This is a genomic window from Pseudomonas uvaldensis (genome assembly GCF_021271205.1).
Taxonomy (GTDB): Bacteria; Pseudomonadota; Gammaproteobacteria; order Pseudomonadales; family Pseudomonadaceae; genus Aquipseudomonas; species Aquipseudomonas uvaldensis.
Genome location: NZ_JAIWKS010000005.1, coordinates 172,893 through 197,722, shown reverse-complemented (window position 1 = coordinate 197,722; position 24,830 = coordinate 172,893). Strand labels below are relative to the sequence as shown.

Genomic DNA, 24,830 nt, shown 5'->3' with positions numbered 1-24,830 from the left:
GGGCGGTTTCAAGGCCCAGGAACTTCAGTGCACCACTGAACAGCTCCGAACGCCGCGTGTCGTAGCTACATCACGCCACCGGTTCAGGAGCTGTATGAACACCCACGAAGAAGGCAAGACCCCTGACCTGTCGGCTCAGGAGCAACACGATGTGGACCGCAACCAGCCCCCGCGGGCGGCGGTGCTGCACGAAATCATCCGCACCCAGGGCAACCAGGAGCTGGAACGCAGTGTCGCCGCGCTCTGGTGGTCGGCCCTGGCAGCCGGATTGACCATGGGCCTGTCGTTGATGGCGATGGGGCTGCTCAACTCCCGACTGCCGGATCACGAAGGCTTCAAGGTGATCGCCAGTTTCGGCTACTGCGCCGGTTTTCTCGCGGTCATTCTTGCGCGCCAGCAGCTCTTCACTGAAAACACCCTGACCGCCGTGCTGCCGATCATGAGCAAGCCCACCCTGGGCAATTTCGGCCGTTTGTTGCGGCTGTGGGGGGTGGTGCTGGTGGGCAATCTGTGCGGTACCCTGCTGGTGGCCTACGTGATGTTGCACCTGCCGATCTTCGACCGCCGCACCGACCTGGCTTTCCTGGAAATCGGCCGCAAGGTCATGGAAAACGACACGGGCCAGATGTTCGCCAAGGGCATCATTTCCGGGTGGATGATCGCCACCATGGTCTGGATGATCCCCTCCATGGAAAGCGCCAAGATGTGGATCATCATTCTCATCACCTACCTGATGGCGCTCGGGGACTTCACCCACATCGTCGTCGGCTCGGCCGAAGTGTCCTACCTGGTCTTCGCCGGCCAGTTGTCATGGGAGGACTTCTGGCTGGTGTTCGCCGCGCCGACCCTGACGGGGAATATCATCGGCGGCAGTTGCATCTTCGCGCTGATCAGTCACGCACAGGTGCGCAGCGAGAGCGGCACGCCTAGTCGGCCGCACCCAGCGGGATCTCCTGGCGACGCTGGCGATAAATGAAATACACGGCGGTCAGCACGGTCAATCCGCCGACCAGGGCGCCGGTCCACGGCAGGTCGGCCAGGTTGACCCCGCTGGACACCACCAGGCCGCCGATCCAGGCACCGGTCGCGTTGCCAAGATTGAACGCGCTCTGGTTCAGGGTCGAACCGAGGTTCGGCGCTTCGTGGGCCTGATCGATGATCAGCAATTGCAGGATCGGGCACAGGGCGAAGGCGAATATCCCCCACAACACCAGCGTGATCGCCGCCGGGATCACGGATTGGCTGGTCTGGCTGAACGCCGCCAGTACCAGCACCACGGCCAGGGCCATGCCTACCAGTGACGGCAGCAGGCGTCGGTCCGCCAGGCGCCCGCCAAGAAAGCTGCCCGCCGTCAATCCGACCCCGAACAACAGCAACATGATCGTAATGCCGTGGGGGCTGACGCCGGTGATGTCCTGCAGGATGGGCGCGATGTAGGTGAAAACGCTGAACAGGCTGGTGGACGCCAGCACGCTCATGCCCAGAGCGAGCAGCACGTTCGCCTTGCCCAGGACCTTGAACTCGCTGGCGAGGTTGGCTTTTTCCATGGGTATCTCCCTGGGCAGCCAGGCCCATTGGGCAATGGCAGCGATCACGCCGATCACCGACACCGCCCAGAACGTCGAGCGCCAGCCGGCGTATTGTCCCAATGCCGTGCCCAGCGGTACGCCCAGGACATTGGCCAGGGTCAGACCGGTAAACATCATCGCGATGGCCTGGGCCCGTTTGTTCGGCGCCACCAGCCCGGCAGCTACCACCGAGCCGATACCGAAAAATGCGCCGTGACACAAAGCGGTGATGACCCGCGCAGCCATCAGGGTGAGGTAGTTCGGGGCCAGCGCGCAGAGCACGTTGCCCAGAATGAACATCAATGTCATGCCCAGCAGCGTGGCCTTGCGCGGCATGTTGGCGGTGCCGACCGCGAGCACCGGCGCGCCGAACACGACGCCCAGGGCATAGCCCGTAATCAGCAGCCCGGCCTGGGGGATACTCACGGCCAGGTCGCGGGCGACATCCGGTAGCAGCCCCATGATGACGAATTCGGTGGTGCCGATGCCGAAAGCGGCAACGGCCAGGGCAAGCAAGGCGAGTGGCATGCGCAAGGTCTCTGTCTGTAGTCTTGACGCTCTGATCAGGCATACGCATGCCGATGCCCTTCGAGCAAACGGGGGCAGCAGCGAAATTATTGGAATTGATTTATGCGCAACTGAATGCGGCGTGGTCGTTTGCAGTATAAACAGCTGTCGACGGATCGCGAAAAAATCATCGGTCGTTTGACGGGTACGAAAAGGAGTGTGCTGTGCTTGCAACGGTCCTGATGTTGGTGGCGGCGCTGTTGTACGCGCTATTTGAAAGAACCTTTTGGTCGGCTGCGGCTCTTAGCCTGCGCACTGGTGTTGGTCGGCATGCTGGTGATGAAGCGCTGACCGGAGACCGGATCCCTGATTTATCCATGAAACCCAAAGAAGGAACTGCGTCATGACGGTTGCCCTGTGGTGTATTTTGATCGCCATCATCCTGCCTTACGTGTGCATTGCCATCGCCAAGATCGGCGGAAGATACCGGTTGCAGGATAACCACGACCCCCGGGATTTCCTGGAGAGTCTCGAAGGCGCACCCCGGCGTGCCTATGCCGCGCATCTGAACAGCTTTGAAATCACCCCGGCATTCGCCGCCGCTGTGATCGTTGCGCACCTGGCCGGCAATGCCGAACTGGTGACCATCAACGTGCTGGCGGTGCTGTTCATCACCAGTCGTCTGCTCTACATCATTTGCTACCTGGCGGACTGGGCAATCCTGCGTTCTCTGGTGTGGTTGGTGGGGCTGGGGCTCATCGCCAGTTTCTTCTTTGTTTCGATCTGAGCCTGTTGATTTCGTTGTTGCCTGTGGGGGCCCCACAGGCAACACGACGCTCAAGGATTAGCTGTCACGGTATTCGACACCTGCGGCACTTGCGGCAATGGCATGCCCTTGGGCCAGAGCATCCAGATCTGGCCCTGTTGCTTCATGTCCCCGGCCAGTTCCCCCGCGGCTTCGCCGGTACCCCAGAACAGGTCCGCCCGGACCTCGCCGGCAATGGCGCCACCGGTGTCCTGGGCGGCGACCGGTCGGTTCAACGGGGTTCCATCGGGTCGAGTGGTGGACAACCACAACAGGCTCCCCAGCGGGATCACCTTGCGGTCCACCGCCACGCTATAGCCGGCAGTCAACGGTACATTCAGCGAGCCGCGTGGCCCTTCGTTGCTGTCGGGGTTGCGGTTGAAGAACACGTAGCTGGGATTGCTGCCCAGCAACTCGGGAATCCGGGTCGGGTGGGCCTTGGCCCAGGCGCTGATGGTGCCCATGGTCACCTCTTCTTTCTTCAACTCGCCCTGTTCCACCAGCCAACGGCCGATGGGGCGGTAAGGGTGGCCGTTCTGGTCGGCATAGCCGATGCGCAACAGGCGACCGTCATCGAGTCGAATGCGGCCCGAGCCCTGGATTTGCAAAAATTGCAGGTTCATCGGGTCGGTCAGCCAGGCGATCACGGGCGCCTTCACGCCGTTGTTTTCGATGGCGGCAGCGTCGTCGTAGGGCTTGAGCACCCGGCCCTCGAGGCGGCCGCGCAGGCGTTTGCCCTTGAGCTCGGGGTAGATGCTGTCCAGCGACACAATGATCATGTCGTCAGGTACGCCGTACACTGGCACGTTGGCAGCGGCGGTTCGGGTCAGGCTGCCGGGGTAAACCGGCTCGTAATAACCGGTGATCAAGCCGTTGGGGCTGTTATCCCCGGAACGCAGGCCATAGACGTCCAGGTGTTGCTTCAGAAATTTGCGCACATCGGCGGCCACCAGCGGCACATTGGCCGCTGCCGCGCAGGTCGCGCCCCAGGTCGCATCGGCCTTGAGCCGGGTGCATGCACTGCGCCAGGAACCGAAACCGGCCAGCAGGTCTTCATTGGAGACCGTCGGCAACGCTTCCCACGGTGCACTGACATAAGTGGCGAGTGCATGAGTCTTGGGCTCCTCGGTTTTTTCGCCGCGGTTGCAGGCGCTCAACAAGGCAATGAGCGAGAGGGACAGTGCCAGGCTTTTATGCCAGGTCTTGAAGCGGTTCATGAAATGTCCTTCGCGGATGGCGTGCATGTTCAGGGCATGCAGACAACCGCATTGTGAATAGGGCTATTGGTCTTTGCCGGCGACACGAGGATACTGGCTGCCGTTTCCCGACCCGAGGCCAAGATGTTTGCAAAACGTTTTTCCGTGGCTGTGCTGGCCTGCCTGATGCTCTCCGCTTGCGGCGGTGTCGACCCCAACTCTCCATTGGGCCAGCGCAAGGCTATTTTCAAGCAGATGCTCAAGACCAATGAAGAACTGGGCGGTATGTTGCGCGGTCGCGTTCCGTTCAATGGTCCGCGTTTCGCCGAAGGCGCGGTGCAACTGGATCAACTGTCCCGCGAGCCGTGGAAGCATTTCCCGCAAGTACGCGAGGAGGATCACACCAGCGCCCGGGATGAGGTCTGGCAAAAGCAGGCGCGCTTCCAGGAACTGGCCCGTAGCCTGGAGGTAGCCACCGCTGAGTTGGTGGCTGCCAGCAAGGTTCAGCCCTACAGGGCCAGTTACCTGGGCCCGGCGGTGCAGAAAGTAGAAGACGCCTGCAGTGCCTGCCATAAAGAGTTTCGGGATTACTGAAGGCGTTCGTTCATTTATCCAGCTCCTCCACGGCTTCCTGCAATTCCTTGCGGGAAGCCGCCAGTTTATCCTTGCGCTTGTTGATCCGCTCCGGATCACCTTTCTTCATGGCTTTCTCCAGGTCCTCCTGGCGACGACTGACCTCGTGCTTGGCTTCGAGCACCTTGTTTTCACGCTCCTTGCGCAAGGAGGCGTCGGTGCAATGGGTGGTAACCTCGTTCAGCGCGGTTTCCAGGCCGGCCTGCTGGTCCTGGTTGCCCTGGGACTTGGCCAGTTCGATCTGGTTGACGATGCCTTGACGCTTGGCGGCGCAGCCAGTGAGTTCCGGTACTTGCTCGTCCGCCCACAGGGGGGCGGCCATGACGCTGCATAAGGCCAGCAGGATAGCGGGTGGCAGGAAATTCATAGCAACTCCAAAAAACAAATCCGTGAAAGCGCGCGATTCATCCGGCTCAGGTGCGCTGTTGGAACGCACACGTGCCCCTTGGGTTCAACCGCACGGGCCGATCAAAAACCGTCGATCCCGGCAGCCCGCAATACTTCGCTCAACGCTCGTACCTGCGGGTCGCGGAAAAAAGCGCTCAATTGCGCAGCACGTCCCGGCCCGATACCGGCCTCGGCTTGCCACTGTTCGGTGTCACGCTCGGCCAGCGCGTGCCATGGCCCTTCCAGCCGGGCTTCACCGACAGGCGGCAGGCCCAGCGCCTTGAGCCATTGTCCGAACGGCCGTTGGCGAGCACTGTGCAGGCCTTCGAGCAGACGGGCTGCGCTGCGTTCGCTGAAGCCGGTCATGTTAGCAAGCTCGGCGGCATCGAGTGTCATCCAATCCAGCAATCCGTCGAGTCGACCCGCAGTCAGGAGTTTTTCCCAGGTGCCGGGGCCGACATGGGGCAGGGCAAGTCCCTGCTTGCCGCTTAGCCAGTTCAGGCGCGCAAGAAATTGGCTCTCGCAGCCTGGTGTCGGTTGCCAGCAACTCAGCAAGTGATGGTCGGCTGCCACCGGGACATTGACGTCCTCCCGCACGATGCTGCGCAGCACGACGCTGTCGAGGCGCGGAATGGTCAGTCCGGCCAGGCTGATGGCGACCTGGTCGCCGGGACGGATGTCCATTTCCTCCCATTGCTTGAGGGAGCTGACGCTCACTCGGCGGATCCTGCGGTCGTCCAGCAGGACGGGCTCAAGTTCCAGTACTGGGGTGATGCGCCCGGTTCGACCGATGTTGAAGCGCACCTTCCTCACCCCGGTCAGGGCCTGGGCATAAGGGTATTTCCAGGCCACGCTCCAGGACGGCGGCCGGGCTTGCCAGCGGTTGGCCGGTGGGCGGCGGCTCTGGCGCAGGACGATCCCGTCGCTGGCGAAGGGCAGCGGAGTGCGATACCAGTGGTCGCGCCAATGTTCGGCATCGGCCAATGCCCGGACAGGTTGGTTGTAGTCGAGGGTGCCGGCGAAACCCAGCTCAGCCAGCGCGGCCATTCGTCCGGGCAGGGTGTCAGGCCCTTCCGGCCATTCCCAGACAAAAAGACCAATGTCCGACGCTTCCTGCGCGGTCAGGTTGCTGCGTGCTATCAGGCCCGCCACGGTTGCGCGGGCGTTGAGACTGCCGGTTTCGGCCTGGACGTGGGTGCCCAGGCGCCAATACAGCTCGCCCTGTACGAGCAGGTTCCGAGGTTGGCGCAGCCGTTGCGGGATGGCGCCGATTTTGCGCGCGTTGGAGGTCCAGTCCTGACCTAGGATGCCATCCCCGCGGCTGATCGCCTGGTGCAGGCGTCCGTCGCGGTAGACCAGGGTTACCGCCACGCCGTCGACTTTCGGTTGCACCCAGACGTCCTTTCGACCATTCAGCCAGGCTTGTACGGCAGTCGCATCCTTGAGCTTTTCAAGGCCGGTATGGACCACCGGGTGCGGCACTTTTCCCCGCGCCGTACGCAAAGGATCGGTTGGCGTGCGCAGGTCGACGCAACTGCGCCAATGCTCCAGTTGTGCGCGGGACTGATCGTAAAGCTCGTCGGCCACCAGCGATTGGCCGAGGCGATGATAACTGTCGTCCCAGGCGTCGATCTGCCGTTGCCGGGCTTCGATTTCTGCCTGGGTACGTTCGACCGGCCAGTCAGGACAGGGCGCCGCGATAGCAGGGGCAGCGATGAAAAGTGAAAAGAGCAGCGCGTGAAATAACGATGGCATTGAAGCATCCTTGCTTGGTCAGGTCTTTCAAGGCTAGCCACGGTTGCGCAAGCTGCGAGGCCTGGAGCGTTACCGAACGTTGCGGTGCTGATGGCAACGTCGTGGCGGTACAGTGCAGCGTGATTTAGCCGTGCAACTGTCCCTTGAACCTGTCGTCGGGCCGGGCAGAATGGCGTTTCGATCCACCCTGCCAGGAGTGCCCGCGATGGACCTGACGACACTTGCCGTTTTTATTCCGGCTTGCTTTGCGTTGAACATGGCGCCTGGGCCGAACAACCTGCTGTCCATCAGCAACGCCTCGCGTTATGGCTTTGTGCGGGCGTGCAGTGGTGGCATCGGTCGGCTGCTGGCATTTGCGATCATGATTGCCCTGGCCGCGGCCGGACTGACCGCAGTGCTGCACACCTCGGAACTGTTGTTCCTGGGGATCAAGGTTGTTGGCGCCGGCTATCTGTTCTATCTCGCCGTACAGCTGTGGCGTGCGCAACCTCAGGCCGGTGAAGAGACAACGGTCGGCTCGATGGGCATGGGGCGTCTGGCGCGCCAGGAGTTTCTGGTGGCCATCGGCAACCCGAAGGCGATCCTGCTGTTCACGGCGTTCCTGCCCCAATTCGTCGACCGTTCCGGCACCGTCGTCCAGCAGTTCTCTGTATTGGGCGGGCTGTTCCTGGCGTTGGAGTGCATCGCCATCGGTTTGTATTGCTACATGGGGATCTACGCGCGGCGACTATTCGCCCACCCCAGCGGCAAGCGTCTGTTCAACCGGCTGTGTGCTGGCTTGTTGGCCAGTGCGGCTTCGTTTTTACTGGTGGCCCGGCGGACGTAGCTTATCTCCCCCCCTCGGTGGAGGGAGAAACATCCGGAATGAAAAAGCCCCTGGCGAACGGGTCGCCAGGGGCTTTTTATCTCAACGGGTATTACAGGCCGGCAGCAGCGCGCAGGGCGTCGGCGCGGTCGGTTTTTTCCCAGGTGAAGGTGGTGAAGGTATCACCATCGACAGTCTTGGTCTGCGGCGTACGGCCGAAGTGGCCATAGGCTGCGGTTTCCTGGTACATCGGGTGCAGCAGGTCAAGCATGGTGGTGATGGCGTATGGACGCAGGTCAAACACTTCGCGGACCAGCTTGATGATCTTGTCGTCACCGATCTTGCCGGTACCGAAGGTGTTCAGCGAGATCGACGTAGGCTGGGCAACACCGATGGCGTAGGACACCTGGATCTCGCAGCGTTCGGCCAGGCCGGCGGCGACGATGTTCTTGGCCACGTAGCGGCCGGCATAGGCCGCCGAACGGTCGACCTTCGATGGATCCTTGCCGGAAAACGCGCCACCGCCGTGACGGGCCATGCCGCCGTAGCTGTCGACGATGATCTTGCGTCCGGTCAGGCCGCAGTCACCCACCGGACCACCGATGATGAAGTTGCCGGTCGGGTTGATGTGGAACTGGGTGTCCTTGTTCAGCAACTCGGCAGGCAGCACGTGCTTGACGATCAGCTCCATCACGCCTTCGCGCAGGTCTTTGTAGGACACTTCCGGGTTGTGCTGGGTCGACAGCACGATGGCGTCGATGCCAACCACCTTGCCATTCTCGTAACGGCAAGTGACCTGAGATTTGGCATCCGGACGCAGCCACGGCAGCAAGCCGGACTTGCGGGCTTCGGCCTGGCGCTGCACCAGTTGGTGCGAGAACGTGATCGGCGCCGGCATCAACACGTCGGTTTCGTTACTGGCATAACCGAACATCAGGCCCTGGTCGCCGGCGCCCTGGTCTTCAGGCTTGCTGCGGTCAACGCCTTGGGCGATGTCCACCGACTGCTTGCCGATGATGTTCATTACGCCGCAGGTTGCGCCGTCGAAACCGACGTCGGAGCTGTTGTAGCCGATGCCCAGGATGACGTCGCGGACGATCTGTTCCAGGTCGACCCAGGCCGAAGTGGTCACTTCGCCGGCAATGATCGCCACGCCCGTTTTCACCAGAGTCTCGCACGCCACGCGGGCGAACTTGTCTTCAGCAATGATGGCGTCCAGCACCGCATCAGAAATCTGGTCGGCGATTTTGTCCGGATGCCCTTCAGACACGGACTCGGAGGTGAAAAGGGAGTATTCGCTCATCTCGATGTTTTCCTACAAGTTACCGATGGTGAGTGTCACCAGCCGGCCGCTGAAAATGGCGGACCTGGATCTGGAAACCATTTCGTAAGCCTACATAGAGGCTTTCCCCGGGCACGAGGCCCGCAGTGGTGGCCCAACGGGCCAGGTCGTCCTGTTCGAACCCCAGCCAGAGATCACCGCAGGCCTCCCTGGCCCAGCTCTGATTGTGGCTGCATAACTCTGTCACCAACAGGCTTCCGCTCGGTCGCAACAGGCCGGCCATGTGCTTGAGTGCATCGGCCGGAGCGGCGAAATGATGAAGTACCATGTTCAACACGACGCAGTCGCCTTGCAGGTGCACGCCACCCAAAGCATCGGCCAAACGCAGGCTGACATTAGTCAGGTTTTCACGTTCGCACACCTGGCGAGCCAGATCGAGCATGGCCGGGCTGTTATCCAGCGCCGTGACCTGGCTGAAACGTCGTGCCAGTTCCGGCAGGAACGCACCGTCGCCGGGGCCGACCTCGATGGCCGTGGCTGTAGGCTCGAAGCTCAGTTTGTCGAGCAGCGCCAGGACACTTTCGCGGTACTGCGGCAAGCCCGCGATGAGGTCTTGCTGGGCACGAAACTTTTCCGCCACACGTGCGAAAAAATCCTGGCTGGCCGCGGCCCGTTGTCCGTGCACCTGGGCGATACGAGCCTGAACGTCCGTCGGCAGGGTCAGTTCGTCCACTTCCTCAAGCAATGCAGCGTGCAGCTTGCCACCCATAAGATCGGTGTGGGGCAGGGCGCGGCGGTAGAAAATGGCGTTGCCTTCACGACGGGTCGCCACCAGGTCGGCCTGGGCGAGGACCTTGAGGTGATGGCTCATGCCGGACTGACCGATGCCGAAGATCTGCGCCAGTTCCAGCACGCCGAATGAGTCATTGGCCAGGGCGCGCAATACATTGAGCCGCAGCGGGTCGCCACCGGCCTTGCAAAGGGCCGCCAGTTCGTCGCTAGGGTGATGCTGGATGGAGGGCGCGCGTAAGTTCATAACGCGGCAGTCTAGACAGGGGGTGGCATCACCGCAAGTTCAATATCAAAAACTTTTGATATTGCTCGATAAATGGCACTTCGCTGGTCTTTATGGACTCTACAAGCTTCCAGTGGACAGGTTTCACCTGGCGAAAGCGACTTTATCCACCCGAAAAACCGCTCTGGACGTCTATCTGTCATTGCTCCCAGGGGGTGGGTGAGGGAAAATGCACGCCTTTTTTCAGTTTCGTTATTCACTTACTCAATTCCCGCAGGAGAACAGCGATGCCCAGCCGTCGTGAGCGTGCCAATGCCATTCGTGCCCTCAGCATGGATGCCGTGCAGAAAGCCAACAGCGGCCATCCCGGTGCCCCGATGGGCATGGCGGATATCGCCGAGGTGCTGTGGCGCGACTACCTCAAGCACAGCCCGGCCAATCCGGCTTTCGCTGACCGTGACCGCTTTGTGCTGTCCAACGGCCATGGTTCGATGTTGATCTACTCGCTGTTGCATTTGACCGGTTATGACCTGTCGATCGACGACCTGAAGAACTTCCGCCAACTGCATAGCCGCACCCCGGGCCATCCGGAATACGGCTACACCCCAGGCGTGGAAACCACCACCGGTCCGCTGGGCCAGGGCCTGGCCAATGCCGTGGGCTTTGCCCTGGCGGAAAAAGTCCTGGCGGCGCAATTCAACCGTCCGGGGCACAAGGTCGTCGACCATCACACCTACGTTTTCCTGGGTGATGGCTGCATGATGGAAGGCATTTCCCATGAGGTCGCCTCCCTGGCCGGTACTCTGGGCCTGGACAAGCTGATCGCTTTCTACGACGACAACGGCATTTCCATCGACGGCGAAGTCGAAGGCTGGTTCACCGACGACACCCCGAAACGCTTCGAAGCCTATAACTGGCTGGTGATTCGTAACGTCGACGGCCACGATCCGGAAGAGATCAAGACCGCCATCGAAACGGCTCGCAAAAGCGCCCAGCCGACCCTGATCTGCTGCAAGACCACCATCGGTTTCGGCTCGCCCAACAAACAAGGCAAGGAAGACTGCCACGGCGCCCCGCTGGGTGCCGAGGAAATCGCTCTGACCCGTGCCGCGTTGAAATGGGAACACGGTCCATTCGAAATCCCGGCCGACATCTATGCCGAATGGGACGCCAAGGAAAAAGGTCGTGCGTTGGAAGCCGACTGGGATCAGCGTTTCGCCGCCTATTCCGCCGAATTCCCTGAGCTGGCCAACGAGCTGGTGCGTCGTCTCAGTGGCGAGCTGCCGGCCGACTTCGCCGAAAAAGCCTCGGCCTACATCGCCGAAGTGGCTGCCAAGGGCGAAACCATCGCCAGCCGCAAGGCCAGCCAGAACACCCTGAATGCCTTCGGCCCGCTGTTGCCGGAGCTGCTGGGCGGTTCGGCCGACCTGGCCGGTTCCAACCTGACCCTGTGGAAAGGCTGCAAAGGTGTCAGCGCCGAAGACGCCAGCGGCAACTACATGTACTACGGCGTGCGTGAGTTCGGCATGAGCGCCATCATGAACGGCGTAGCCCTGCACGGCGGCCTGGTGCCTTACGGCGCCACCTTCCTGATGTTCATGGAGTACGCTCGCAACGCCGTGCGCATGTCGGCGCTGATGAAAAAGCGCGTGCTCTATGTGTTCACCCACGACTCCATCGGCCTGGGCGAAGACGGCCCGACTCACCAGCCGATCGAGCAACTGGCAAGCCTGCGCTGCACCCCGAACCTGGACACCTGGCGCCCATGCGACGCCGTGGAGTCGGCGGTGGCCTGGAAATACGCCATCGAGCGTAACGATGGCCCATCGGCGCTGATCTTCTCCCGTCAGAACCTGCAGCACCAGCCCCGCGAAGCGGGTCAGATCGACGAAATCGCCCGTGGCGGCTACGTGCTCAAGGACTGCATTGGCGAGCCTGAGCTGATCCTGATCGCCACCGGTTCGGAAGTCGGCCTGGCCGTCCAGGCTTACGACAAGCTGACCGCACAGGGCCGCAACGTACGCGTGGTGTCCATGCCGTGCACCAGCGTGTTCGATGCCCAGGACGCCGGCTACAAGCAGTCGGTGCTGCCGCTGCAAGTCAGCGCCCGGATCGCCATCGAGGCCGCTCACGCCGATTATTGGTACAAGTACGTGGGCCTGGAAGGCCGCGTGATCGGCATGACCACCTATGGTGAGTCCGCGCCTGCGTCGGCGTTGTTCGAGGAGTTCGGTTTCACCCTGGAAAATATCTTGGGTCAGGCTGAAGAATTGCTGGAAGACTAAGTCCAGGCATGCATCGCCTGTTCTGACGCCATCGCGGGCAGGCTCGCTCCCACAAGGATCTTCACCGACCCTGTGGGAGCGAGCCTGCTCGCGATAGCGTCGGTTCAGCCAACGCTGCCCTGATGGATTCACCCTGGTCAGAGAATCCCATGCCCCAACCGCGTCCCTACAAAGTTGCACTCAACGGCTACGGCCGGATTGGTCGTTGCGTCTTGCGTGCGTTGTTCGAGCGAGGGGCGAAGGCCGGGTTCGAAATTGTGGCGATCAACGATCTGGCCGACATGGCCAGTATCGAATACCTGACACGCTTCGACTCCACCCACGGTCGGTTTCCCGGTGACGTGCGGGTCGACGGCGATTGTCTGCATATTAATGGCGACTGCGTGAAAGTCCTGCGCAGCGCTACCCCCGAAGGCATCGATTGGGCGTCCCTGGGTGTCGATCTGGTGCTCGAGTGTTCCGGTGCCTACCACACCCGCGAAGATGGCGAGCGTTTCCTCGCGGCCGGTGCGCCACGGGTACTGTTCTCCCAGCCGATGGCCAGCGAAGCGGATGTGGATGCCACCATCGTCTACGGCGTGAACCAGGATTGCCTGACCGGACATGAGCTGCTGGTGTCCAACGCCTCCTGCACCACCAACTGCGGCGTTCCGCTGTTGCGTCTGCTGGACCAGGCCATCGGCCTGGAGTATGTATCGATCACCACCATCCACTCAGCGATGAACGACCAACCTGTGATCGACGCCTATCACCATGAAGACTTGCGCCGCACCCGTTCGGCGTTCCAGTCGGTGATTCCGGTGTCCACTGGTCTGGCGCGGGGCATCGAACGGCTGCTGCCGGAACTTGCTGGGCGAATTCAGGCCAAAGCGGTGCGGGTGCCGACGGTGAACGTGTCTTGCCTCGACATGACGATGCAGACCGTGAGCGATACCGACGCCACCGAGGTCAACCGGATCCTGCGCGATGCCGCCACCAGCGGCCCGCTCAAAGGCCTTCTGGCCTATACCGAGTTGCCCCATGCCAGTTGTGATTTTAACCATGACCCACATTCGGCCATCGTCGATGCCAGCCAGACCCGTGTCTCCGGGCCACGGCTCGTGAACATCCTGGCCTGGTTCGACAACGAATGGGGTTTTGCCAATCGAATGCTGGACGTTGCCGAACATTATCTGCAAGCAGCGACTTCGCGTTCTGCTTCCAACAAACCTGCTCTCTAACTAAACAGTTATCCAGGAATTGCGACCCATGACCGTGTTGAAGATGTCCGACCTCGATCTGCAAGGTAAGCGCGTACTGATCCGCGAAGACCTCAACGTCCCCGTCAAGGACGGTGTCGTCACCAGCGACGCGCGTATCCTGGCTTCGCTGCCGACCATCAAGCTGGCCCTGGAAAAAGGCGCGGCCGTGATGGTCTGCTCGCATTTGGGCCGTCCAACCGAGGGCGAGTTCTCGGCCGAGAACAGCCTCAAGCCGGTGGCCGACTACCTGAGCCGCGCCCTGGGCCGCGAAGTGCCGCTGGTGGCGGATTACCTGGGCGGCGTGGACGTGAAGGCCGGCGACGTCGTGCTGTTCGAAAACGTACGCTTCAACAAGGGCGAGAAAAAGAACGCCGACGAACTGGCCCAGCAGTACGCTGCCCTGTGCGACGTGTTCGTGATGGACGCCTTTGGTACCGCGCACCGTGCCGAGGGTTCGACCCATGGCGTGGCGAAGTTCGCCAAGATCGCGGCGGCGGGCCCATTGCTGGCCGCCGAACTGGATGCGCTGGGCAAGGCCCTGGGCGCCCCCGCCAAGCCGATGGCCGCCATCGTGGCCGGTTCCAAGGTCTCTACCAAGCTCGACGTGCTGAACAGCCTGAGCCAGATCTGCGACCAATTGATCGTAGGTGGCGGTATCGCCAACACCTTCCTCGCGGCGGCCGGTCATCCGGTCGGCAAGTCCCTGTACGAACCGGATCTGCTGGACACCGCCCGTGAAATCGCCGCCAAGGTCAGCGTGCCGTTGCCCGTGGATGTAGTGGTTGCCAAGGAATTCGCTGAAAGCGCTGCCGCCACCGTCAAGGCCATCGCCGATGTAGCCGAAGACGACATGATTTTGGACATTGGCCCACAGACCGCGGCCAACTTCGCCCAATTGCTGAAATCTTCCCAGACTATTCTGTGGAACGGTCCGGTCGGTGTATTCGAGTTCGACCAGTTCGGCAACGGCACCAAGGTCTTGGCCCAGGCCATCGCTGAAAGCGCTGCGTTCTCCATTGCCGGTGGTGGCGATACCCTGGCGGCCATCGACAAGTACGGCGTGGCCGAGCAGATTTCCTACATTTCGACGGGCGGCGGTGCGTTCCTCGAATTCGTCGAAGGCAAAGTGCTGCCGGCGGTAGAAGTCTTGGAAAGCCGGGCCAAGGCCTGAGATTCCGATGACCAGGCAAGGGAGTGTTCCGATGGTCAAAACGTGGATGCTTTTGTCACTGACCGTGGCCCTGACCGCTTGCGGCAGTCAGCCGCAAGCCACCCCGGAGCCGGCCCCCAGTGAGCCCGCGTCGGGCTGCTACCAGGCGGACTGGCAAGCGGAAACCAACCCGGTCCTGAACAAGCGTTCGGGGCCGGACGGTCTGGACAAATACGAAACGCAAACCCCGGCCAAGGAACATGGTTGTCCTTGACGGGTCTGACCCTTTAACTCAGGGCTGGCGGCGTGTGTCGTCAGTCGAGGAACACGGATGAAAGGCTTTATCGCCGTCATGGCGTTGGCATTGCTGGCCGGTTGCGCGCAGTTGAATCTGCTGCATCCGTCCGAGCCTGTGGCGGGCTGGACCACCTGGACTTGCGACAGCGAAGCCAAGGTGATCTGGCGCTACACCGATGACGCCCACAAGACCGTCGATGTCCGCCTCGGCGGCGCCGAGCAGGTCTATCGCCTGAAACTGGAACCGGGGGCGTCGGGTGCGCTGTACAGCGACGACATGCTGGCGTTCCACATCAAGGGCGAGGAAGGCCTGGCGTACTGGGTCGCGACCAATGACCTGATCGGGCGTGGCTGCAAGGCCGATTGACTCACAGAGATCCAGTGTGGGAGCGGGCTTGCTCGCCAATGCAGTGGATCAGCTTGCACATTCGTTGAATGTGAAACCGCATTCGCGAGCAAGCCCGCTCCCACAGGGCGCCCTGTAGTTTCGAGAATTTTGCTTCACCGAACACCCGGGCCGGGGACACCCCCCGATCCGCAATGACTTGAAGAGCCGCCGCCGCTCCGGCAGGCTGGCACGATTAACGACCCTCGACCGGGAGAGACACACAATGGCACTTATCAGCATGCGTCAGATGCTGGACCACGCAGCCGAGTTCGGCTACGGCGTTCCAGCCTTTAACGTCAACAACCTCGAGCAGATGCGCGCCATCATGGAAGCCGCTGACAAGACTGACTCTCCGGTGATCGTCCAGGCTTCGGCCGGTGCGCGCAAATACGCCGGTGCGCCATTCCTGCGTCATCTGATCCTGGCGGCGATCGAAGAATTCCCGCACATCCCGGTGTGCATGCACCAGGACCACGGCACCAGCCCGGACGTCTGCCAGCGCTCCATTCAACTGGGCTTCAGCTCGGTGATGATGGACGGCTCCCTGGGCGAAGACGGCAAGACCCCGACCGACTACGAATACAACGTGCGCGTCACCCAGCAGACCGTTGCCATGGCCCACGCCTGCGGCGTTTCGGTGGAAGGCGAATTGGGTTGCCTGGGCTCGCTGGAAACCGGCATGGCCGGTGAAGAAGACGGCATCGGCGCCGAAGGCGTGCTGGACCACAGCCAGATGCTGACCGACCCGGAAGAAGCCGCCGACTTCGTGAAGAAGACTCAGGTCGACGCCCTGGCCATCGCCATCGGCACCAGCCACGGCGCCTACAAGTTCACCAAGCCGCCTACCGGCGACGTGCTGGCCATCGACCGCATCAAGGAAATCCACAAACGCATCCCCAACACCCACCTGGTGATGCACGGCTCGTCCTCGGTGCCGCAAGAGTGGTTGGCGATCATCAACCAGTACGGTGGCGACATCAAGGAAACCTACGGCGTACCGGTTGAAGAAATCGTCGAAGGCATCAAGCACGGCGTGCGCAAGGTCAACATCGACACCGACCTGCGCCTGGCCTCCACCGGCGCCATGCGCCGCCTGATGGCGACCAACCCGAGCGAATTCGACCCACGCAAATTCCTCGGCGCCACCGTGACCGCCATGCGTGATGTATGCATCGCGCGTTATGAAGCGTTCGGCACTGCGGGTAATGCTTCGAAGATCAAGCCGATCTCGTTGGAAGGCATGTATCAGCGGTATCTGAAGGGTGAGTTGAACGCTAAGGTCAACTGATTTTCAAGTGTCATAAAAAACCCGCAGTGATGCGGGTTTTTTATGGCAGTGTGTTGAATTACTGAAGTTTAATTGCCGAGCCTTTGTCACAACTTAACGATGTGATTTTATTGTCCTCGTCAGTGTAGATGTTAAGACGATCCTGAACGAAGTCCTTTGTTGCTTTGCCTGGCGGTGGGATTGTCCTGGCAAGGCTTGCGTTCGCGGTTTTAACGGCTTCTTCCACGGTTGTGGCGTCTGCTACCTTGCCCACGAAGCTTTGGACCAAAGAGCTGTCGCAGGCTGCATGCGTTTGGGCGGCGGCGCCAAGCAACAGCGGCAGCGCCAAAAATAAAGGTTTGCTGATCATGTCCTAACTCCCTGTTTTTGAGGTTTACCCATATGGGTAAGCTCAGTCTGGAGAATGTTGAATTTTTGGCTACTGTAATAAGTAACAGTTCTTTAGAACTTTACGGGGTTGCCCATTTTTTTGTTGCTGTCAATTCGTATAAGCACCCGGCCATAAGGACTGCCAATTTTTATAGTTGTTTATTCTGCTGACCCGGCGCATCGCGAGCACTTTATTGTTCTTCAAGTCCGCGTTGTTCGATCACTCCGAAAACATCCGCCACGTCCTGGACCATGATACGGGCGACATTGGTGACGGTATTGATGTCGTTCTCGGCCGAGTCGCGCAGGGTGGTGCAGGCCATGAGGGTCAGGTAGTCGAGGGTGGCGTGCAGGCGTTCGCTGGCGCAGGCGTGGAGTTCGGACAGGGGGGCTGCGCTGTCGATGAACAACGTGGGATGGGTGGTGGCGATTGGGGTAAGTGGTGTGAAACGGCGAAAAGATCGTTCGGTTGTCATGGCATTTCCTAACTCGAAGAAAAGTGACCACTGCTTTGCTGCGAAACAAATGGGTGGCAGCCGCGTGCGGGTTCGCAGACCGAGGAGTTAGGACCCGGCAGACCCGAAGATCTCCCACACACAGCCGCCATGAAAAGCCGAGCTCAGGCAAATGTTGCCAAGTCGTTTTTTGACGGTTGTGATTCTAACTCACCGGGGGCTGCGAAACCCCGTCACCGACCAAAGCCAGTGACGACCTAACTATAAAGCGAATTCAGAGCGGATTTTTGACGCAACAACCGACCTGTAGGACGCCCGCAAAAGCCGTGGCGAGGGAGCTTGCTCCCGCTCGGGGGCGTAGCCGCCGTAGACATTGGACCTCGGCTAGGTCTGACGAAAAGAAGGGGCTGCTTCGCAGCCCAGCGGGAGCAAGCTCCCTCGCCACGGTGCGTGTTTTCCTACGAGGTTTTCAGAAGGGCAGGTGCGCGGTATTTTCGCTGCCGTAGCGCTTGGGGGATGTCGATGCTGTGGTGGATCGGGCAACAGGGAGAGATTGGTCGGCTGTCAGGCCGCCTTCGCGAGCAGGCTCGCTCCCACATTTGGATCGGATACACCGGCAAGAAACAGGTCGGCCTTTAGGCCGCCTTGCTTTTGCTTTTGCTTTTGATCTGGAGCGCCCCATTAACCACAAGGGCCGAACGCAGGCATTGCGCAGTGGGCAACCCGGCATGGATGCCGGGTTAGCCGCGCTGGGCCATGGATGGCCCTTCGCGGCGGGCCCACGGAGCAATGCCGGAGTGAGGGAACACCTCGCGTAAGCGAGGTGCCCAGTGGTGGGGCAAGGCGCTTTTGGTTACTTTTGGCGCCTTTTCAAAAGTAACCCGCCGTAAGGGCGGAACCCTAAGCCGCCGTTACCGAAGAAACGGATATACACCCCTTTCTGATAGCGCCATGAAAGCTGACATCAGTTCGAGCGCCTAAGCGAGTATCAAGTGTTGTGATCAATATCCAACCGACTGAACGTCACCTTCCCACCTTCGCTGGTATACCCCGTGTTGTCCTGCACATACGCCCCAGCCTTGAAGTACAACGGCTTGACCCGCCAAGTGGAACTGATGGTGGTATACCAGCTCCGACCCGCCGCCGTAATGCCCAAATCACCGGTACGATCCAGATGAATACGGTAGGAAAACGCCTGGGAAAGCTTTACCCCGCTGGCAACCGTGATGATCCGGGCCTTACTGTCATCGGGACGCATGCGGACCTTGGCCACGATGTCACCGAGGTCGTTGGCGTCCTTATACTGGTACTCCAGTTTCACCATGGGTTTGTTGCTGTCTTTGGTATGGATCTGACCGATCACCACCTTGCCACTGCTGGGCACTTGGTTGACGGTCAAGGTGGCATTCAGAAAGTTGTCGGCCTCGGGGTACAACCAATTACGCAAGGTGCCGTCTTTGTAGGTCTCGCGCAATTCGCTGCGCGGATAGATCGCGTTTTCAGTCTTTGTACCGGTGACCGGCGCCCAGAAATACACCGTGCTGCCTTCGGAGTTGAAATATTTATCCTTGAAACCATCCACCAGTTGAGACGTTTCAATGGTTTTCGGCGGGCTGCCTTCGGGGATGCTCAAGTTCCAGGTTGCAAGATCGACCATGTGCGGGCCCTCTACAGAGTAAAAAGTTGCAAAACCTAGCCGAAGCCTCTAGTTCGAGCTTTTCAGACGACTGGATGATGCGTGGAGTGAACTTTTTCCTGTCCGTCAGAGTGGCCCTGGTCGATTTTGTGCCCGAGGAGCATGACCGTTGGTCGGCCAAGCTGGAAATATTTTGAACGATGGCCCTATGGCATCTGTCGTTTGAGCGCCTCGCACAGGCAGCGGTCCCTGCTGCTGTGCCCCGTGAAAGTCAGATGTTGTGTTGGATTTCCAGCAGGCTGAACGTCACTTTTCCGCCTTCGGTGGTGTAGCCGGTGTTGTCCTGTACATAGGCGCCCGCCTTGAAATACAGCGGTTTGACTTTCCAGCTCGGGTCGATGGTGGTTCGCCAGCTATAGCCCGCTGCGCTGATCCCCAGTGCACCCTTCGGGCTGAGGTGAATCTGGTAGGAAAAGTTGCGGTCGAGCTTCACACCCGTGGCAATGGTGATGACCTGGCCCGTTTCGTCGTCGGGACGCATGCGGACCTTGGCGACGATGTTGCCCGTGGAACTGTAGGTCTTGTACTGGTATTCCAGCTTGACCATGGGGCTGTTGCTGTCCTTGGTATGGATCTGGCCGATCACGATCTTGCCGGTGCTGGGCACCTGGTTGACGGCCAGGGTCGCGCGCAGCTTGTTATCCGCCGCCGAGTACAGCCAGTTGCGCAAAGAGCCATCGCTGTAGGTTTCCCGCAGTTCGCTGCGCGGGTAGATCGCGTTGGCGGTCGTGCTGCCGGTGACCGGGGCCCAGAAGAAGGCAACACCGGTTTCGGCGTTGAAGTACTGGTCCTTGAACCCTTGTGCCAGGCGTGGGGTTTCGATGGTGATAGCTGGGCTACCTTCGGGAATGCTCAGGTTCCAGGTGTTAAGGTCAATCATGTTCAGATCCTGTCGTGAAAAAAATGTGCACGCCACCGCGAAGGCTCTAACCCGCGCGTTCGGGGCGCCCTGATAACACCGGAATGAGCTTTTTGTGGTTTGTTCGGCGGATGTTTGACGTCAATGGTGCGTCGCTGAGGTCTATTGCAGTTTCTGTGCCTGAGGCGGGTGACCGTTAGTCGGCTATTTCGGGCTTTGTCAGGATGATGGCGCGATGACAGCTACTGCTTTTTGGAAACCCGGTCTAGAGTGAGATCACAGTAATTTGTCCGTTTTGCTACTTAAAAACCGGACATGGCGCCCCGATAAGAGAAGCAGCATGGAATGCGTGCAACCTACGCTTGGTGAAGACAGCTCCGTCCTTCTGGTTGTTGATGATTACCCTGAAAACCTGCTCAGCATGCGTGCGTTGTTGCAGCGTCAGGATTGGCAGGTCATGACCGCGTCCTCGGGTGTCGAGGCCCTTAATCTGCTGCTCGAACATGACATCGACCTGGTGTTGTTGGACGTGCAGATGCCGGACATGGACGGGTTCGAGGTGGCCCGTCTGATGCGTGGTAGCCAGCGGACGCGGCTCACGCCGATCATCTTCCTGACCGCCAATGAGCAATCCCAGGATGCGGTGATCAAGGGCTATGCCAGTGGTGCCGTGGATTACCTGTTCAAGCCCTTCGATCCGCAGATCCTAAAGCCCAAGGTCCATGCCTTGCTGGAGCACCAGCGCAATCGCCGGGCCTTGCAGCGCCTGAGTCAGGATCTGGAAGCGGCCAGGGCTTTCAACGCCTCGGTGTTGGATAACGCCGCGGAAGGTATCCTGGTGGTGGATGAAGACGGCTGCATCCGCTTCGTCAATCCATCGGCTTGTCGCCTGCTCAATGCCACCGCCGAGCAATTGCAGGGCACGCCGTTCCTGGACTATCTGCAGAAGCCGCACATTCCCCAGTGGACCGATTCCGATATCCACGTCGCTTATTGCCGTGGCCAGACCTGGCGCCTGCACGATGCGGTGTTGCGCACAGCGCCCGGCCAGCAGGTGTCGGTGGCGTTGTCCTGCGCACCGTTGCCTTCGGAGCAGAAAGCCATGGTGGTGACTCTCCAGGACATGTCGGTGGTTCGCCACTTGCATCAGCAACTCGAATTCCAGGCTGTCACGGACCCGTTGACCGGTTTGCTCAATCGCAGGGGCTTCTATCAGACCGCCGAGAACCTGCTGATGCGCAGCGAGCGGCTGGAGAGCAACTGGGTGCTGTTGTACCTGGATCTTGATGGCTTCAAGCGAGTCAACGATTCGCTGGGCCATGATGCTGGCGACCGGGTGTTGCGCTGGGTTTCCGAGCAGTTGAAGGCCTGCCTGCGACCGTTCGACATCCTGGCGCGGCTCGGTGGTGACGAGTTCACGGCCCTGCTGGACCTGGAGCATCCGGAGCAGGCCGCCAAGATTGCCGAGATGCTGATCGAGCGTGTCTCGATCTGCCAGCAGATCGAGGGCATGGATGTCACGCTGGGGGCCAGCATCGGTATCGCGACGTATCCGGATTGCGGTGCCAATCTCGACGGCCTGCTGCGCGCGTCGGATATCGCCATGTACGAGGCCAAGCGTGCCGGTCGCCAGCAATACCGTTTCTACGACCACGAAATGAACGGTCGGGCCCGTTCCCGGCTGATGCTCGAAGAGAGTGTGCGCTCGGCCATCGAGAACCGCGATTTCAATCTGGTCTACCAACCTCAGGTGAGCATTGGCGATGGACGTATCCGTGGGTTCGAGGCGTTATTGCGCTGGCAGCATCCGAGCGTCGGCGATGTTCCACCGGGCCTGTTCCTGCCGTTGCTGGAGGAGGCGCGATTGATCAGTCGGCTGGGCAGTTGGATCTATCATCGCAGCGCGGCCCAGCGCAAAGTCTGGGAGCGGTTGTTCTCCGATGATTTGGTATTGGGCGTGAGCCTGAGCAGCACCCAGTTCGGTATGCCCAACCTGGTGACCGAGCTGCGCCAGGTGCTGGAGCGTCATGCGTTGAAACCTCGACAGCTGGAGGTCGAGGTGACGGAAGATGCGCTGATGCGCAACCCTGACGAAACTCACAAGCAGTTGCGCTTGCTGCGTCATCTAGGGGTGCGGGTCGCGCTGGATGATTTCGGTTCGGGGCCGTGTTCGTTAACGCACTTGCGTGACCTTGAGCTCGATACGCTCAAGCTCGACCGGCACCTGATTGCCCGATTACCGGATTCGCCCCGGGACGCAGCGCTGGCCGCCTCGGTGATCGACCTGTGCTCGCAATTGGGCTTGCGGGTGATTGCCGAAGGGGTAGAAACCGTGGAGCAGTATCAATGGCTGCAAGCACACGGCTGCGAATATGTGCAGGGTTTTCTCGTGGCTCACCCCCTGATGGCCGAAGACACCGATGCCTTCGCCAAACCGTTTGACTGGAGCGCGGTTCAGGCTTGAATTCGCTACACTGTCTGCCTTTTTCGACGTTCCCGTGCCGATGACCGCGCTCAAATACCTCCAGGCGTACCCCGCCGCCCTGCAAGCCCAGGTGCGGCAATTGATTGCCCAGGACCGCCTGGGCGATTACCTGCACCAGCGTTATCCCGGTCGACATCCGATCCAGAGCGACAAGGCCTTGTACGGCTATGCGCTGGATCTCAAGCAACAGCATCTGCGCAACGCACCGGCCATCGACAAGGTGGTGTTCGACAACCGCCTTGACCTGACGCATCGGGCCCTCGGGCTGCACACCACGGTGTCGCGTGTGCAGGGCAGCAAACTCAAGGCCAGGAAAGAGATCCGCATCGCATCGCTGTTCAAGGAGGCGGCGCCCGAATTCCTGAAAATGATCGTGGTGCACGAGCTGGCTCACTTCAAGGAGTCGGACCACAACAAGGCGTTCTATCAACTCTGTGAGCACATGCTGCCGGGGTACCACCAACTGGAATTCGACTTGCGGGTTTACCTGACCTGGCGCGATCTGCAATCACAAAAGGAATGACCGGATGGATGTCAGCAAGACAAAAAGCAGCTTTTATCGCCGCTTGTACGTGGCCTATCTGATCGACAGTGGCGTGGCCCGCAACGTTCCGGCACTCACCGAAGCCACCGGCATGCCTCGGCGTACCGCCCAGGACACCGTCGCGGCGCTGGCGGACCTGGATATCGTGTGCGAGTTCGAACAGCAGGAAGGGGCTCGTCACCATGCCGGGTGTTATCGGATACGCGATTGGGGGGCGATTGACCGGAGGTGGATCGAGGGAAATCTGGAGCGGATCAAGGCGGTGCTCGAGTATCCCTGACTTTGGGCTTTGTCTGGACTTGCCTCTTCGCGGGCAAGCCCGCTCCCACCAAAACACGCGGTGTGGGAGCGAGCCCGCTCGCGATGGTGTACTCAAGGACGATGCATGCCTATATGCGGAATCCCATCTTCCAGATATTCGACACCTACTGCTTGAAAGCCGTAGCGTCCGTAATACCCCTGCAAATGCGCCTGTGCGGACAGTGAAATCGCAGTGCCGGGCCAATGCTTTTCGGCGTGTTTGAGTCCCTGTTCCATCAGCGCGTGGCCCAGGCCCTGCCCCCGAGCCTGTGGCGCGATCACTACGCGTCCGATGATCACGTCGCTGTTTTGCGAATGGGGGTCGAGCAAGCGCAGGTAGGCCACCAGGTGATCATCCTGCCAAGCCATCAAGTGGCAGGTGTCGCCCGCCAGATCCAGGCCGTCGACGTCCGGATAGGCGCAGTTCTGCTCGACGACGAATACTTCGGCGCGCAATTTCAGAATGGCGTACAGCTGTTCCCTGCTCAGGTCACTGTGGTGTTTGCAGACCCAATCGATGTCCATTTTGAATTTCCTGAAAAAACCGATGCCGATATTAAGCGCCCTGTCATCACATGTCTCTTTTGCCGCGACCGGAAAAACCTGGAAAAGGCCAAAATGCCATCATTCATTTGTCACGGTGCTGTCGCCTTTATGTAATCTGTTGGCAGGCGCTGCGCAGTGGCTTCAATGAGCTAATGTTAGGACGCAGATTTTGGGCTGTGCCTGAGTTTCGGCTAAAAACACGGGCTTTGCACCCTTCAAGGATGTTTGGCATGCCGCGATTGCATCGAGCTCTTGTTTTGATCGGGTTGCTGTTATGGGGCTACGACGCCTGCGCGCAGAAATTGCGTCTGGTGGGCGATGGATGGCCACCCTTTACCGATTCGACGCTGGTCAATGGAGGGCTGGCGACCGACATCGTCAGTACCGCGCTGGCGCGGGCGGGTTATGCCAGTGAGTTCGAGCAGGTACCCTGGGCCCGAGCGATGCTGGGGATCAGCGAAGGCCGTTATGACGTGCTGGTCAATGCCTGGTACAGCGAGGAGCGCACCCATATAGGCCAGTTCTCGGCCGAATACCTGCTCAACCGCGTGCGCTTTCTCAAACGCAAGGATGCCGCCGTCGAGTTCGACAATTTGCAACAGCTGTACGCTTATCCCATCGCCGTGGTTCGCGGTTATGCCTATTCCAAGGCATTCGATGAGGACCAGCAGTTGCAGAAAGTCCCTGTGCATAACTTTGCAATGGCGGTACGCATGCTCGCCGCCGACCGGGTGAAGCTGACTTTGGAAGATGAGTACGTGGCTCGTTACTACCTGGCCCGAGAGTCGGCCAAGGTGCGCAATTCCGTAGAGTTCCTGCCCAAGCCCCTGAGCGAAAACAGCCTGCATATCCTGGTCAGCCTGAAGAACCCGGAACATGAGCAGATCGTCGCGGGGTTCGATCGGGCGATTGCTGCGATGAAGGCGGATGGAAGTTATGCGCGGTTACTGAGGCAGCATGGGATGTAGAGGCTG

26 protein-coding genes are annotated in these 24,830 nt (G+C 60.3%); 15 read left to right on the top strand and 11 right to left on the bottom strand.

The features are described from left to right. Positions 1 to 94: 94 nt before the first annotated feature. On the top strand, positions 95 to 976 hold the full coding sequence (locus tag LCU97_RS13235) for a formate/nitrite transporter family protein (RefSeq protein ID WP_053155998.1): 882 nt from the start codon (positions 95 to 97) through the stop codon (positions 974 to 976). On the opposite strand, the gene LCU97_RS13230 is transcribed toward LCU97_RS13235, so the two are convergent. Then, on the bottom strand, positions 927 to 2,096 hold the full coding sequence (locus LCU97_RS13230; protein WP_053156001.1) for an MFS transporter: 1,170 nt from the start codon (positions 2,094 to 2,096) through the stop codon (positions 927 to 929). The two genes, LCU97_RS13235 and LCU97_RS13230, sit on opposite strands and share 50 nt — an antisense overlap. A gap of 203 nt (positions 2,097 to 2,299) precedes the next feature. Here LCU97_RS13230 and LCU97_RS13225 point away from each other — a divergent pair, with 203 nt between their 5' ends. Next, entirely contained in the window at positions 2,300 to 2,482 is a 183-nt protein-coding gene (locus LCU97_RS13225) for a hypothetical protein (RefSeq protein ID WP_156315971.1), read from the top strand. Continuing rightward, on the top strand, positions 2,479 to 2,862 hold the full coding sequence (locus LCU97_RS13220) for an MAPEG family protein (protein WP_053156004.1): 384 nt from the start codon (positions 2,479 to 2,481) through the stop codon (positions 2,860 to 2,862). The genes LCU97_RS13225 and LCU97_RS13220 overlap by 4 nt, the downstream gene beginning before the upstream one ends. A 50-nt stretch (positions 2,863 to 2,912) precedes the next feature. On the opposite strand, the gene mltA is transcribed toward LCU97_RS13220, so the two are convergent. Then, entirely contained in the window at positions 2,913 to 4,097 is a 1,185-nt protein-coding gene (gene mltA / locus LCU97_RS13215; RefSeq protein ID WP_232776737.1) for a murein transglycosylase A, read from the bottom strand. 123 nt (positions 4,098 to 4,220) lie between these two features. Here mltA and LCU97_RS13210 point away from each other — a divergent pair, with 123 nt between their 5' ends. Beyond that, the gene (locus LCU97_RS13210) at positions 4,221 to 4,670 is read left to right on the top strand and encodes a c-type cytochrome (RefSeq protein WP_232776735.1); all 450 of its coding nucleotides are present in this window, start codon (positions 4,221 to 4,223) and stop codon (positions 4,668 to 4,670) included. Positions 4,671 to 4,680: 10 nt separating this feature from the next. Here the strand turns inward: LCU97_RS13210 and LCU97_RS13205 are convergent, their stop codons facing one another. Both LCU97_RS13205 and ligB read right to left on the bottom strand, forming a co-directional pair. After that, the gene (locus LCU97_RS13205) at positions 4,681 to 5,076 is read right to left on the bottom strand and encodes a DUF1090 domain-containing protein (RefSeq protein ID WP_232776734.1); all 396 of its coding nucleotides are present in this window, start codon (positions 5,074 to 5,076) and stop codon (positions 4,681 to 4,683) included. Between the two features lie 101 nt (positions 5,077 to 5,177). Further along, on the bottom strand, positions 5,178 to 6,851 hold the full coding sequence (ligB, locus tag LCU97_RS13200) for an NAD-dependent DNA ligase LigB (RefSeq protein ID WP_232776732.1): 1,674 nt from the start codon (positions 6,849 to 6,851) through the stop codon (positions 5,178 to 5,180). A 205-nt stretch (positions 6,852 to 7,056) separates the two neighbouring features. Between ligB and LCU97_RS13195 the strand changes: the two genes are divergently transcribed. After that, a complete protein-coding gene (locus LCU97_RS13195; protein ID WP_053156020.1) occupies positions 7,057 to 7,677 on the top strand; it encodes a LysE family translocator in 621 nt (206 codons plus the stop codon). A gap of 91 nt (positions 7,678 to 7,768) precedes the next feature. Here LCU97_RS13195 and metK read toward each other — a convergent pair whose 3' ends face one another. Both metK and LCU97_RS13185 read right to left on the bottom strand, forming a co-directional pair. Next, positions 7,769 to 8,959, bottom strand: coding sequence for a methionine adenosyltransferase (gene metK / locus LCU97_RS13190; protein ID WP_053156023.1), 1,191 nt, complete (start codon positions 8,957 to 8,959; stop codon positions 7,769 to 7,771). Between the two features lie 19 nt (positions 8,960 to 8,978). Next, positions 8,979 to 9,974 carry an ArsR/SmtB family transcription factor gene (locus LCU97_RS13185; RefSeq protein WP_232776730.1) on the bottom strand — a complete coding sequence of 332 codons (996 nt, stop codon included), beginning with the start codon at positions 9,972 to 9,974 and terminating at the stop codon, positions 8,979 to 8,981. A 266-nt stretch (positions 9,975 to 10,240) separates the two neighbouring features. On the opposite strand from LCU97_RS13185, the gene tkt reads away from it, so the two are divergent. The 6 genes from tkt (at position 10,241) to fba (ending at position 16,602) form a co-directional block, all read left to right on the top strand. Further along, positions 10,241 to 12,238 carry a transketolase gene (tkt, locus tag LCU97_RS13180; protein ID WP_053156029.1) on the top strand — a complete coding sequence of 666 codons (1,998 nt, stop codon included), beginning with the start codon at positions 10,241 to 10,243 and terminating at the stop codon, positions 12,236 to 12,238. 149 nt (positions 12,239 to 12,387) lie between these two features. After that, positions 12,388 to 13,458, top strand: coding sequence for an erythrose-4-phosphate dehydrogenase (gene epd / locus LCU97_RS13175; protein ID WP_232776727.1), 1,071 nt, complete (start codon positions 12,388 to 12,390; stop codon positions 13,456 to 13,458). Positions 13,459 to 13,486: 28 nt separating this feature from the next. Continuing rightward, positions 13,487 to 14,650 carry a phosphoglycerate kinase gene (locus tag LCU97_RS13170; protein ID WP_053156034.1) on the top strand — a complete coding sequence of 388 codons (1,164 nt, stop codon included), beginning with the start codon at positions 13,487 to 13,489 and terminating at the stop codon, positions 14,648 to 14,650. Between the two features lie 31 nt (positions 14,651 to 14,681). After that, entirely contained in the window at positions 14,682 to 14,903 is a 222-nt protein-coding gene (locus LCU97_RS13165; protein ID WP_053156035.1) for a hypothetical protein, read from the top strand. A 57-nt stretch (positions 14,904 to 14,960) separates the two neighbouring features. Then, on the top strand, positions 14,961 to 15,293 hold the full coding sequence (locus LCU97_RS13160; protein WP_053156040.1) for an MliC family protein: 333 nt from the start codon (positions 14,961 to 14,963) through the stop codon (positions 15,291 to 15,293). Between the two features lie 244 nt (positions 15,294 to 15,537). Continuing rightward, entirely contained in the window at positions 15,538 to 16,602 is a 1,065-nt protein-coding gene (gene fba / locus LCU97_RS13155; protein ID WP_053156043.1) for a class II fructose-bisphosphate aldolase, read from the top strand. Positions 16,603 to 16,660: 58 nt separating this feature from the next. Here fba and LCU97_RS13150 read toward each other — a convergent pair whose 3' ends face one another. The 4 genes from LCU97_RS13150 to LCU97_RS13135 form a co-directional block, all read right to left on the bottom strand. Then, positions 16,661 to 16,951 carry an I78 family peptidase inhibitor gene (locus LCU97_RS13150; RefSeq protein ID WP_232776724.1) on the bottom strand — a complete coding sequence of 97 codons (291 nt, stop codon included), beginning with the start codon at positions 16,949 to 16,951 and terminating at the stop codon, positions 16,661 to 16,663. 211 nt (positions 16,952 to 17,162) lie between these two features. Next, the gene (locus tag LCU97_RS13145) at positions 17,163 to 17,447 is read right to left on the bottom strand and encodes a fructose-bisphosphate aldolase (protein WP_232776721.1); all 285 of its coding nucleotides are present in this window, start codon (positions 17,445 to 17,447) and stop codon (positions 17,163 to 17,165) included. Between the two features lie 967 nt (positions 17,448 to 18,414). Continuing rightward, positions 18,415 to 19,083 carry a polysaccharide lyase family 7 protein gene (locus tag LCU97_RS13140; protein WP_232776720.1) on the bottom strand — a complete coding sequence of 223 codons (669 nt, stop codon included), beginning with the start codon at positions 19,081 to 19,083 and terminating at the stop codon, positions 18,415 to 18,417. Between the two features lie 250 nt (positions 19,084 to 19,333). After that, the gene (locus tag LCU97_RS13135) at positions 19,334 to 20,002 is read right to left on the bottom strand and encodes a polysaccharide lyase family 7 protein (protein WP_053156052.1); all 669 of its coding nucleotides are present in this window, start codon (positions 20,000 to 20,002) and stop codon (positions 19,334 to 19,336) included. A gap of 319 nt (positions 20,003 to 20,321) precedes the next feature. On the opposite strand from LCU97_RS13135, the gene LCU97_RS13130 reads away from it, so the two are divergent. The 3 genes from LCU97_RS13130 to LCU97_RS13120 are packed head-to-tail and all read left to right on the top strand — an operon-like array spanning position 20,322 to position 23,290. After that, positions 20,322 to 22,445, top strand: a complete 2,124-nt coding sequence (locus LCU97_RS13130) for a putative bifunctional diguanylate cyclase/phosphodiesterase (RefSeq protein WP_053156055.1) — start codon at positions 20,322 to 20,324, stop codon at positions 22,443 to 22,445. Between the two features lie 40 nt (positions 22,446 to 22,485). Next, positions 22,486 to 22,989, top strand: coding sequence for a M48 family metallopeptidase (locus LCU97_RS13125; protein WP_053156468.1), 504 nt, complete (start codon positions 22,486 to 22,488; stop codon positions 22,987 to 22,989). A gap of 4 nt (positions 22,990 to 22,993) precedes the next feature. Then, positions 22,994 to 23,290: a winged helix-turn-helix domain-containing protein gene (locus tag LCU97_RS13120; protein WP_053156058.1), complete on the top strand. Its 297-nt coding sequence runs from the start codon at positions 22,994 to 22,996 to the stop codon at positions 23,288 to 23,290. Between the two features lie 92 nt (positions 23,291 to 23,382). Here the strand turns inward: LCU97_RS13120 and LCU97_RS13115 are convergent, their stop codons facing one another. Next, on the bottom strand, positions 23,383 to 23,835 hold the full coding sequence (locus LCU97_RS13115; RefSeq protein WP_053156061.1) for a GNAT family N-acetyltransferase: 453 nt from the start codon (positions 23,833 to 23,835) through the stop codon (positions 23,383 to 23,385). 251 nt (positions 23,836 to 24,086) lie between these two features. Between LCU97_RS13115 and LCU97_RS13110 the strand changes: the two genes are divergently transcribed. Next, positions 24,087 to 24,824, top strand: a complete 738-nt coding sequence (locus LCU97_RS13110) for a substrate-binding periplasmic protein (protein ID WP_053156064.1) — start codon at positions 24,087 to 24,089, stop codon at positions 24,822 to 24,824. Positions 24,825 to 24,830: the final 6 nt, after the last annotated feature.

What these genes read in the sequence shown, in the direction of transcription:
- LCU97_RS13130 (WP_053156055.1), top strand. Translation starts at nt 20,322, where the DNA reads ATGGAATGCGTGCAACCTACGCTTGGTGAAGACAGCTCCGTCCTTCTG.
- LCU97_RS13195 (WP_053156020.1), top strand. Translation starts at nt 7,057, where the DNA reads ATGGACCTGACGACACTTGCCGTTTTTATTCCGGCTTGCTTTGCGTTG.
- metK (WP_053156023.1), bottom strand. Translation starts at nt 8,959, where the DNA reads ATGAGCGAATACTCCCTTTTCACCTCCGAGTCCGTGTCTGAAGGGCAT.
- LCU97_RS13125 (WP_053156468.1), top strand. Translation starts at nt 22,486, where the DNA reads ATGACCGCGCTCAAATACCTCCAGGCGTACCCCGCCGCCCTGCAAGCC.
- LCU97_RS13120 (WP_053156058.1), top strand. Translation starts at nt 22,994, where the DNA reads ATGGATGTCAGCAAGACAAAAAGCAGCTTTTATCGCCGCTTGTACGTG.
- tkt (WP_053156029.1), top strand. Translation starts at nt 10,241, where the DNA reads ATGCCCAGCCGTCGTGAGCGTGCCAATGCCATTCGTGCCCTCAGCATG.
- LCU97_RS13185 (WP_232776730.1), bottom strand. Translation starts at nt 9,974, where the DNA reads ATGAACTTACGCGCGCCCTCCATCCAGCATCACCCTAGCGACGAACTG.
- mltA (WP_232776737.1), bottom strand. Translation starts at nt 4,097, where the DNA reads ATGAACCGCTTCAAGACCTGGCATAAAAGCCTGGCACTGTCCCTCTCG.
- LCU97_RS13170 (WP_053156034.1), top strand. Translation starts at nt 13,487, where the DNA reads ATGACCGTGTTGAAGATGTCCGACCTCGATCTGCAAGGTAAGCGCGTA.
- LCU97_RS13160 (WP_053156040.1), top strand. Translation starts at nt 14,961, where the DNA reads ATGAAAGGCTTTATCGCCGTCATGGCGTTGGCATTGCTGGCCGGTTGC.
- ligB (WP_232776732.1), bottom strand. Translation starts at nt 6,851, where the DNA reads ATGCCATCGTTATTTCACGCGCTGCTCTTTTCACTTTTCATCGCTGCC.
- LCU97_RS13220 (WP_053156004.1), top strand. Translation starts at nt 2,479, where the DNA reads ATGACGGTTGCCCTGTGGTGTATTTTGATCGCCATCATCCTGCCTTAC.
- LCU97_RS13115 (WP_053156061.1), bottom strand. Translation starts at nt 23,835, where the DNA reads ATGGACATCGATTGGGTCTGCAAACACCACAGTGACCTGAGCAGGGAA.
- LCU97_RS13150 (WP_232776724.1), bottom strand. Translation starts at nt 16,951, where the DNA reads ATGATCAGCAAACCTTTATTTTTGGCGCTGCCGCTGTTGCTTGGCGCC.
- LCU97_RS13135 (WP_053156052.1), bottom strand. Translation starts at nt 20,002, where the DNA reads ATGATTGACCTTAACACCTGGAACCTGAGCATTCCCGAAGGTAGCCCA.
- LCU97_RS13165 (WP_053156035.1), top strand. Translation starts at nt 14,682, where the DNA reads ATGGTCAAAACGTGGATGCTTTTGTCACTGACCGTGGCCCTGACCGCT.
- LCU97_RS13235 (WP_053155998.1), top strand. Translation starts at nt 95, where the DNA reads ATGAACACCCACGAAGAAGGCAAGACCCCTGACCTGTCGGCTCAGGAG.
- LCU97_RS13230 (WP_053156001.1), bottom strand. Translation starts at nt 2,096, where the DNA reads ATGCCACTCGCCTTGCTTGCCCTGGCCGTTGCCGCTTTCGGCATCGGC.
- LCU97_RS13110 (WP_053156064.1), top strand. Translation starts at nt 24,087, where the DNA reads ATGCCGCGATTGCATCGAGCTCTTGTTTTGATCGGGTTGCTGTTATGG.
- LCU97_RS13140 (WP_232776720.1), bottom strand. Translation starts at nt 19,083, where the DNA reads ATGGTCGATCTTGCAACCTGGAACTTGAGCATCCCCGAAGGCAGCCCG.
- LCU97_RS13210 (WP_232776735.1), top strand. Translation starts at nt 4,221, where the DNA reads ATGTTTGCAAAACGTTTTTCCGTGGCTGTGCTGGCCTGCCTGATGCTC.
- fba (WP_053156043.1), top strand. Translation starts at nt 15,538, where the DNA reads ATGGCACTTATCAGCATGCGTCAGATGCTGGACCACGCAGCCGAGTTC.
- LCU97_RS13205 (WP_232776734.1), bottom strand. Translation starts at nt 5,076, where the DNA reads ATGAATTTCCTGCCACCCGCTATCCTGCTGGCCTTATGCAGCGTCATG.
- epd (WP_232776727.1), top strand. Translation starts at nt 12,388, where the DNA reads ATGCCCCAACCGCGTCCCTACAAAGTTGCACTCAACGGCTACGGCCGG.
- LCU97_RS13145 (WP_232776721.1), bottom strand. Translation starts at nt 17,447, where the DNA reads ATGACAACCGAACGATCTTTTCGCCGTTTCACACCACTTACCCCAATC.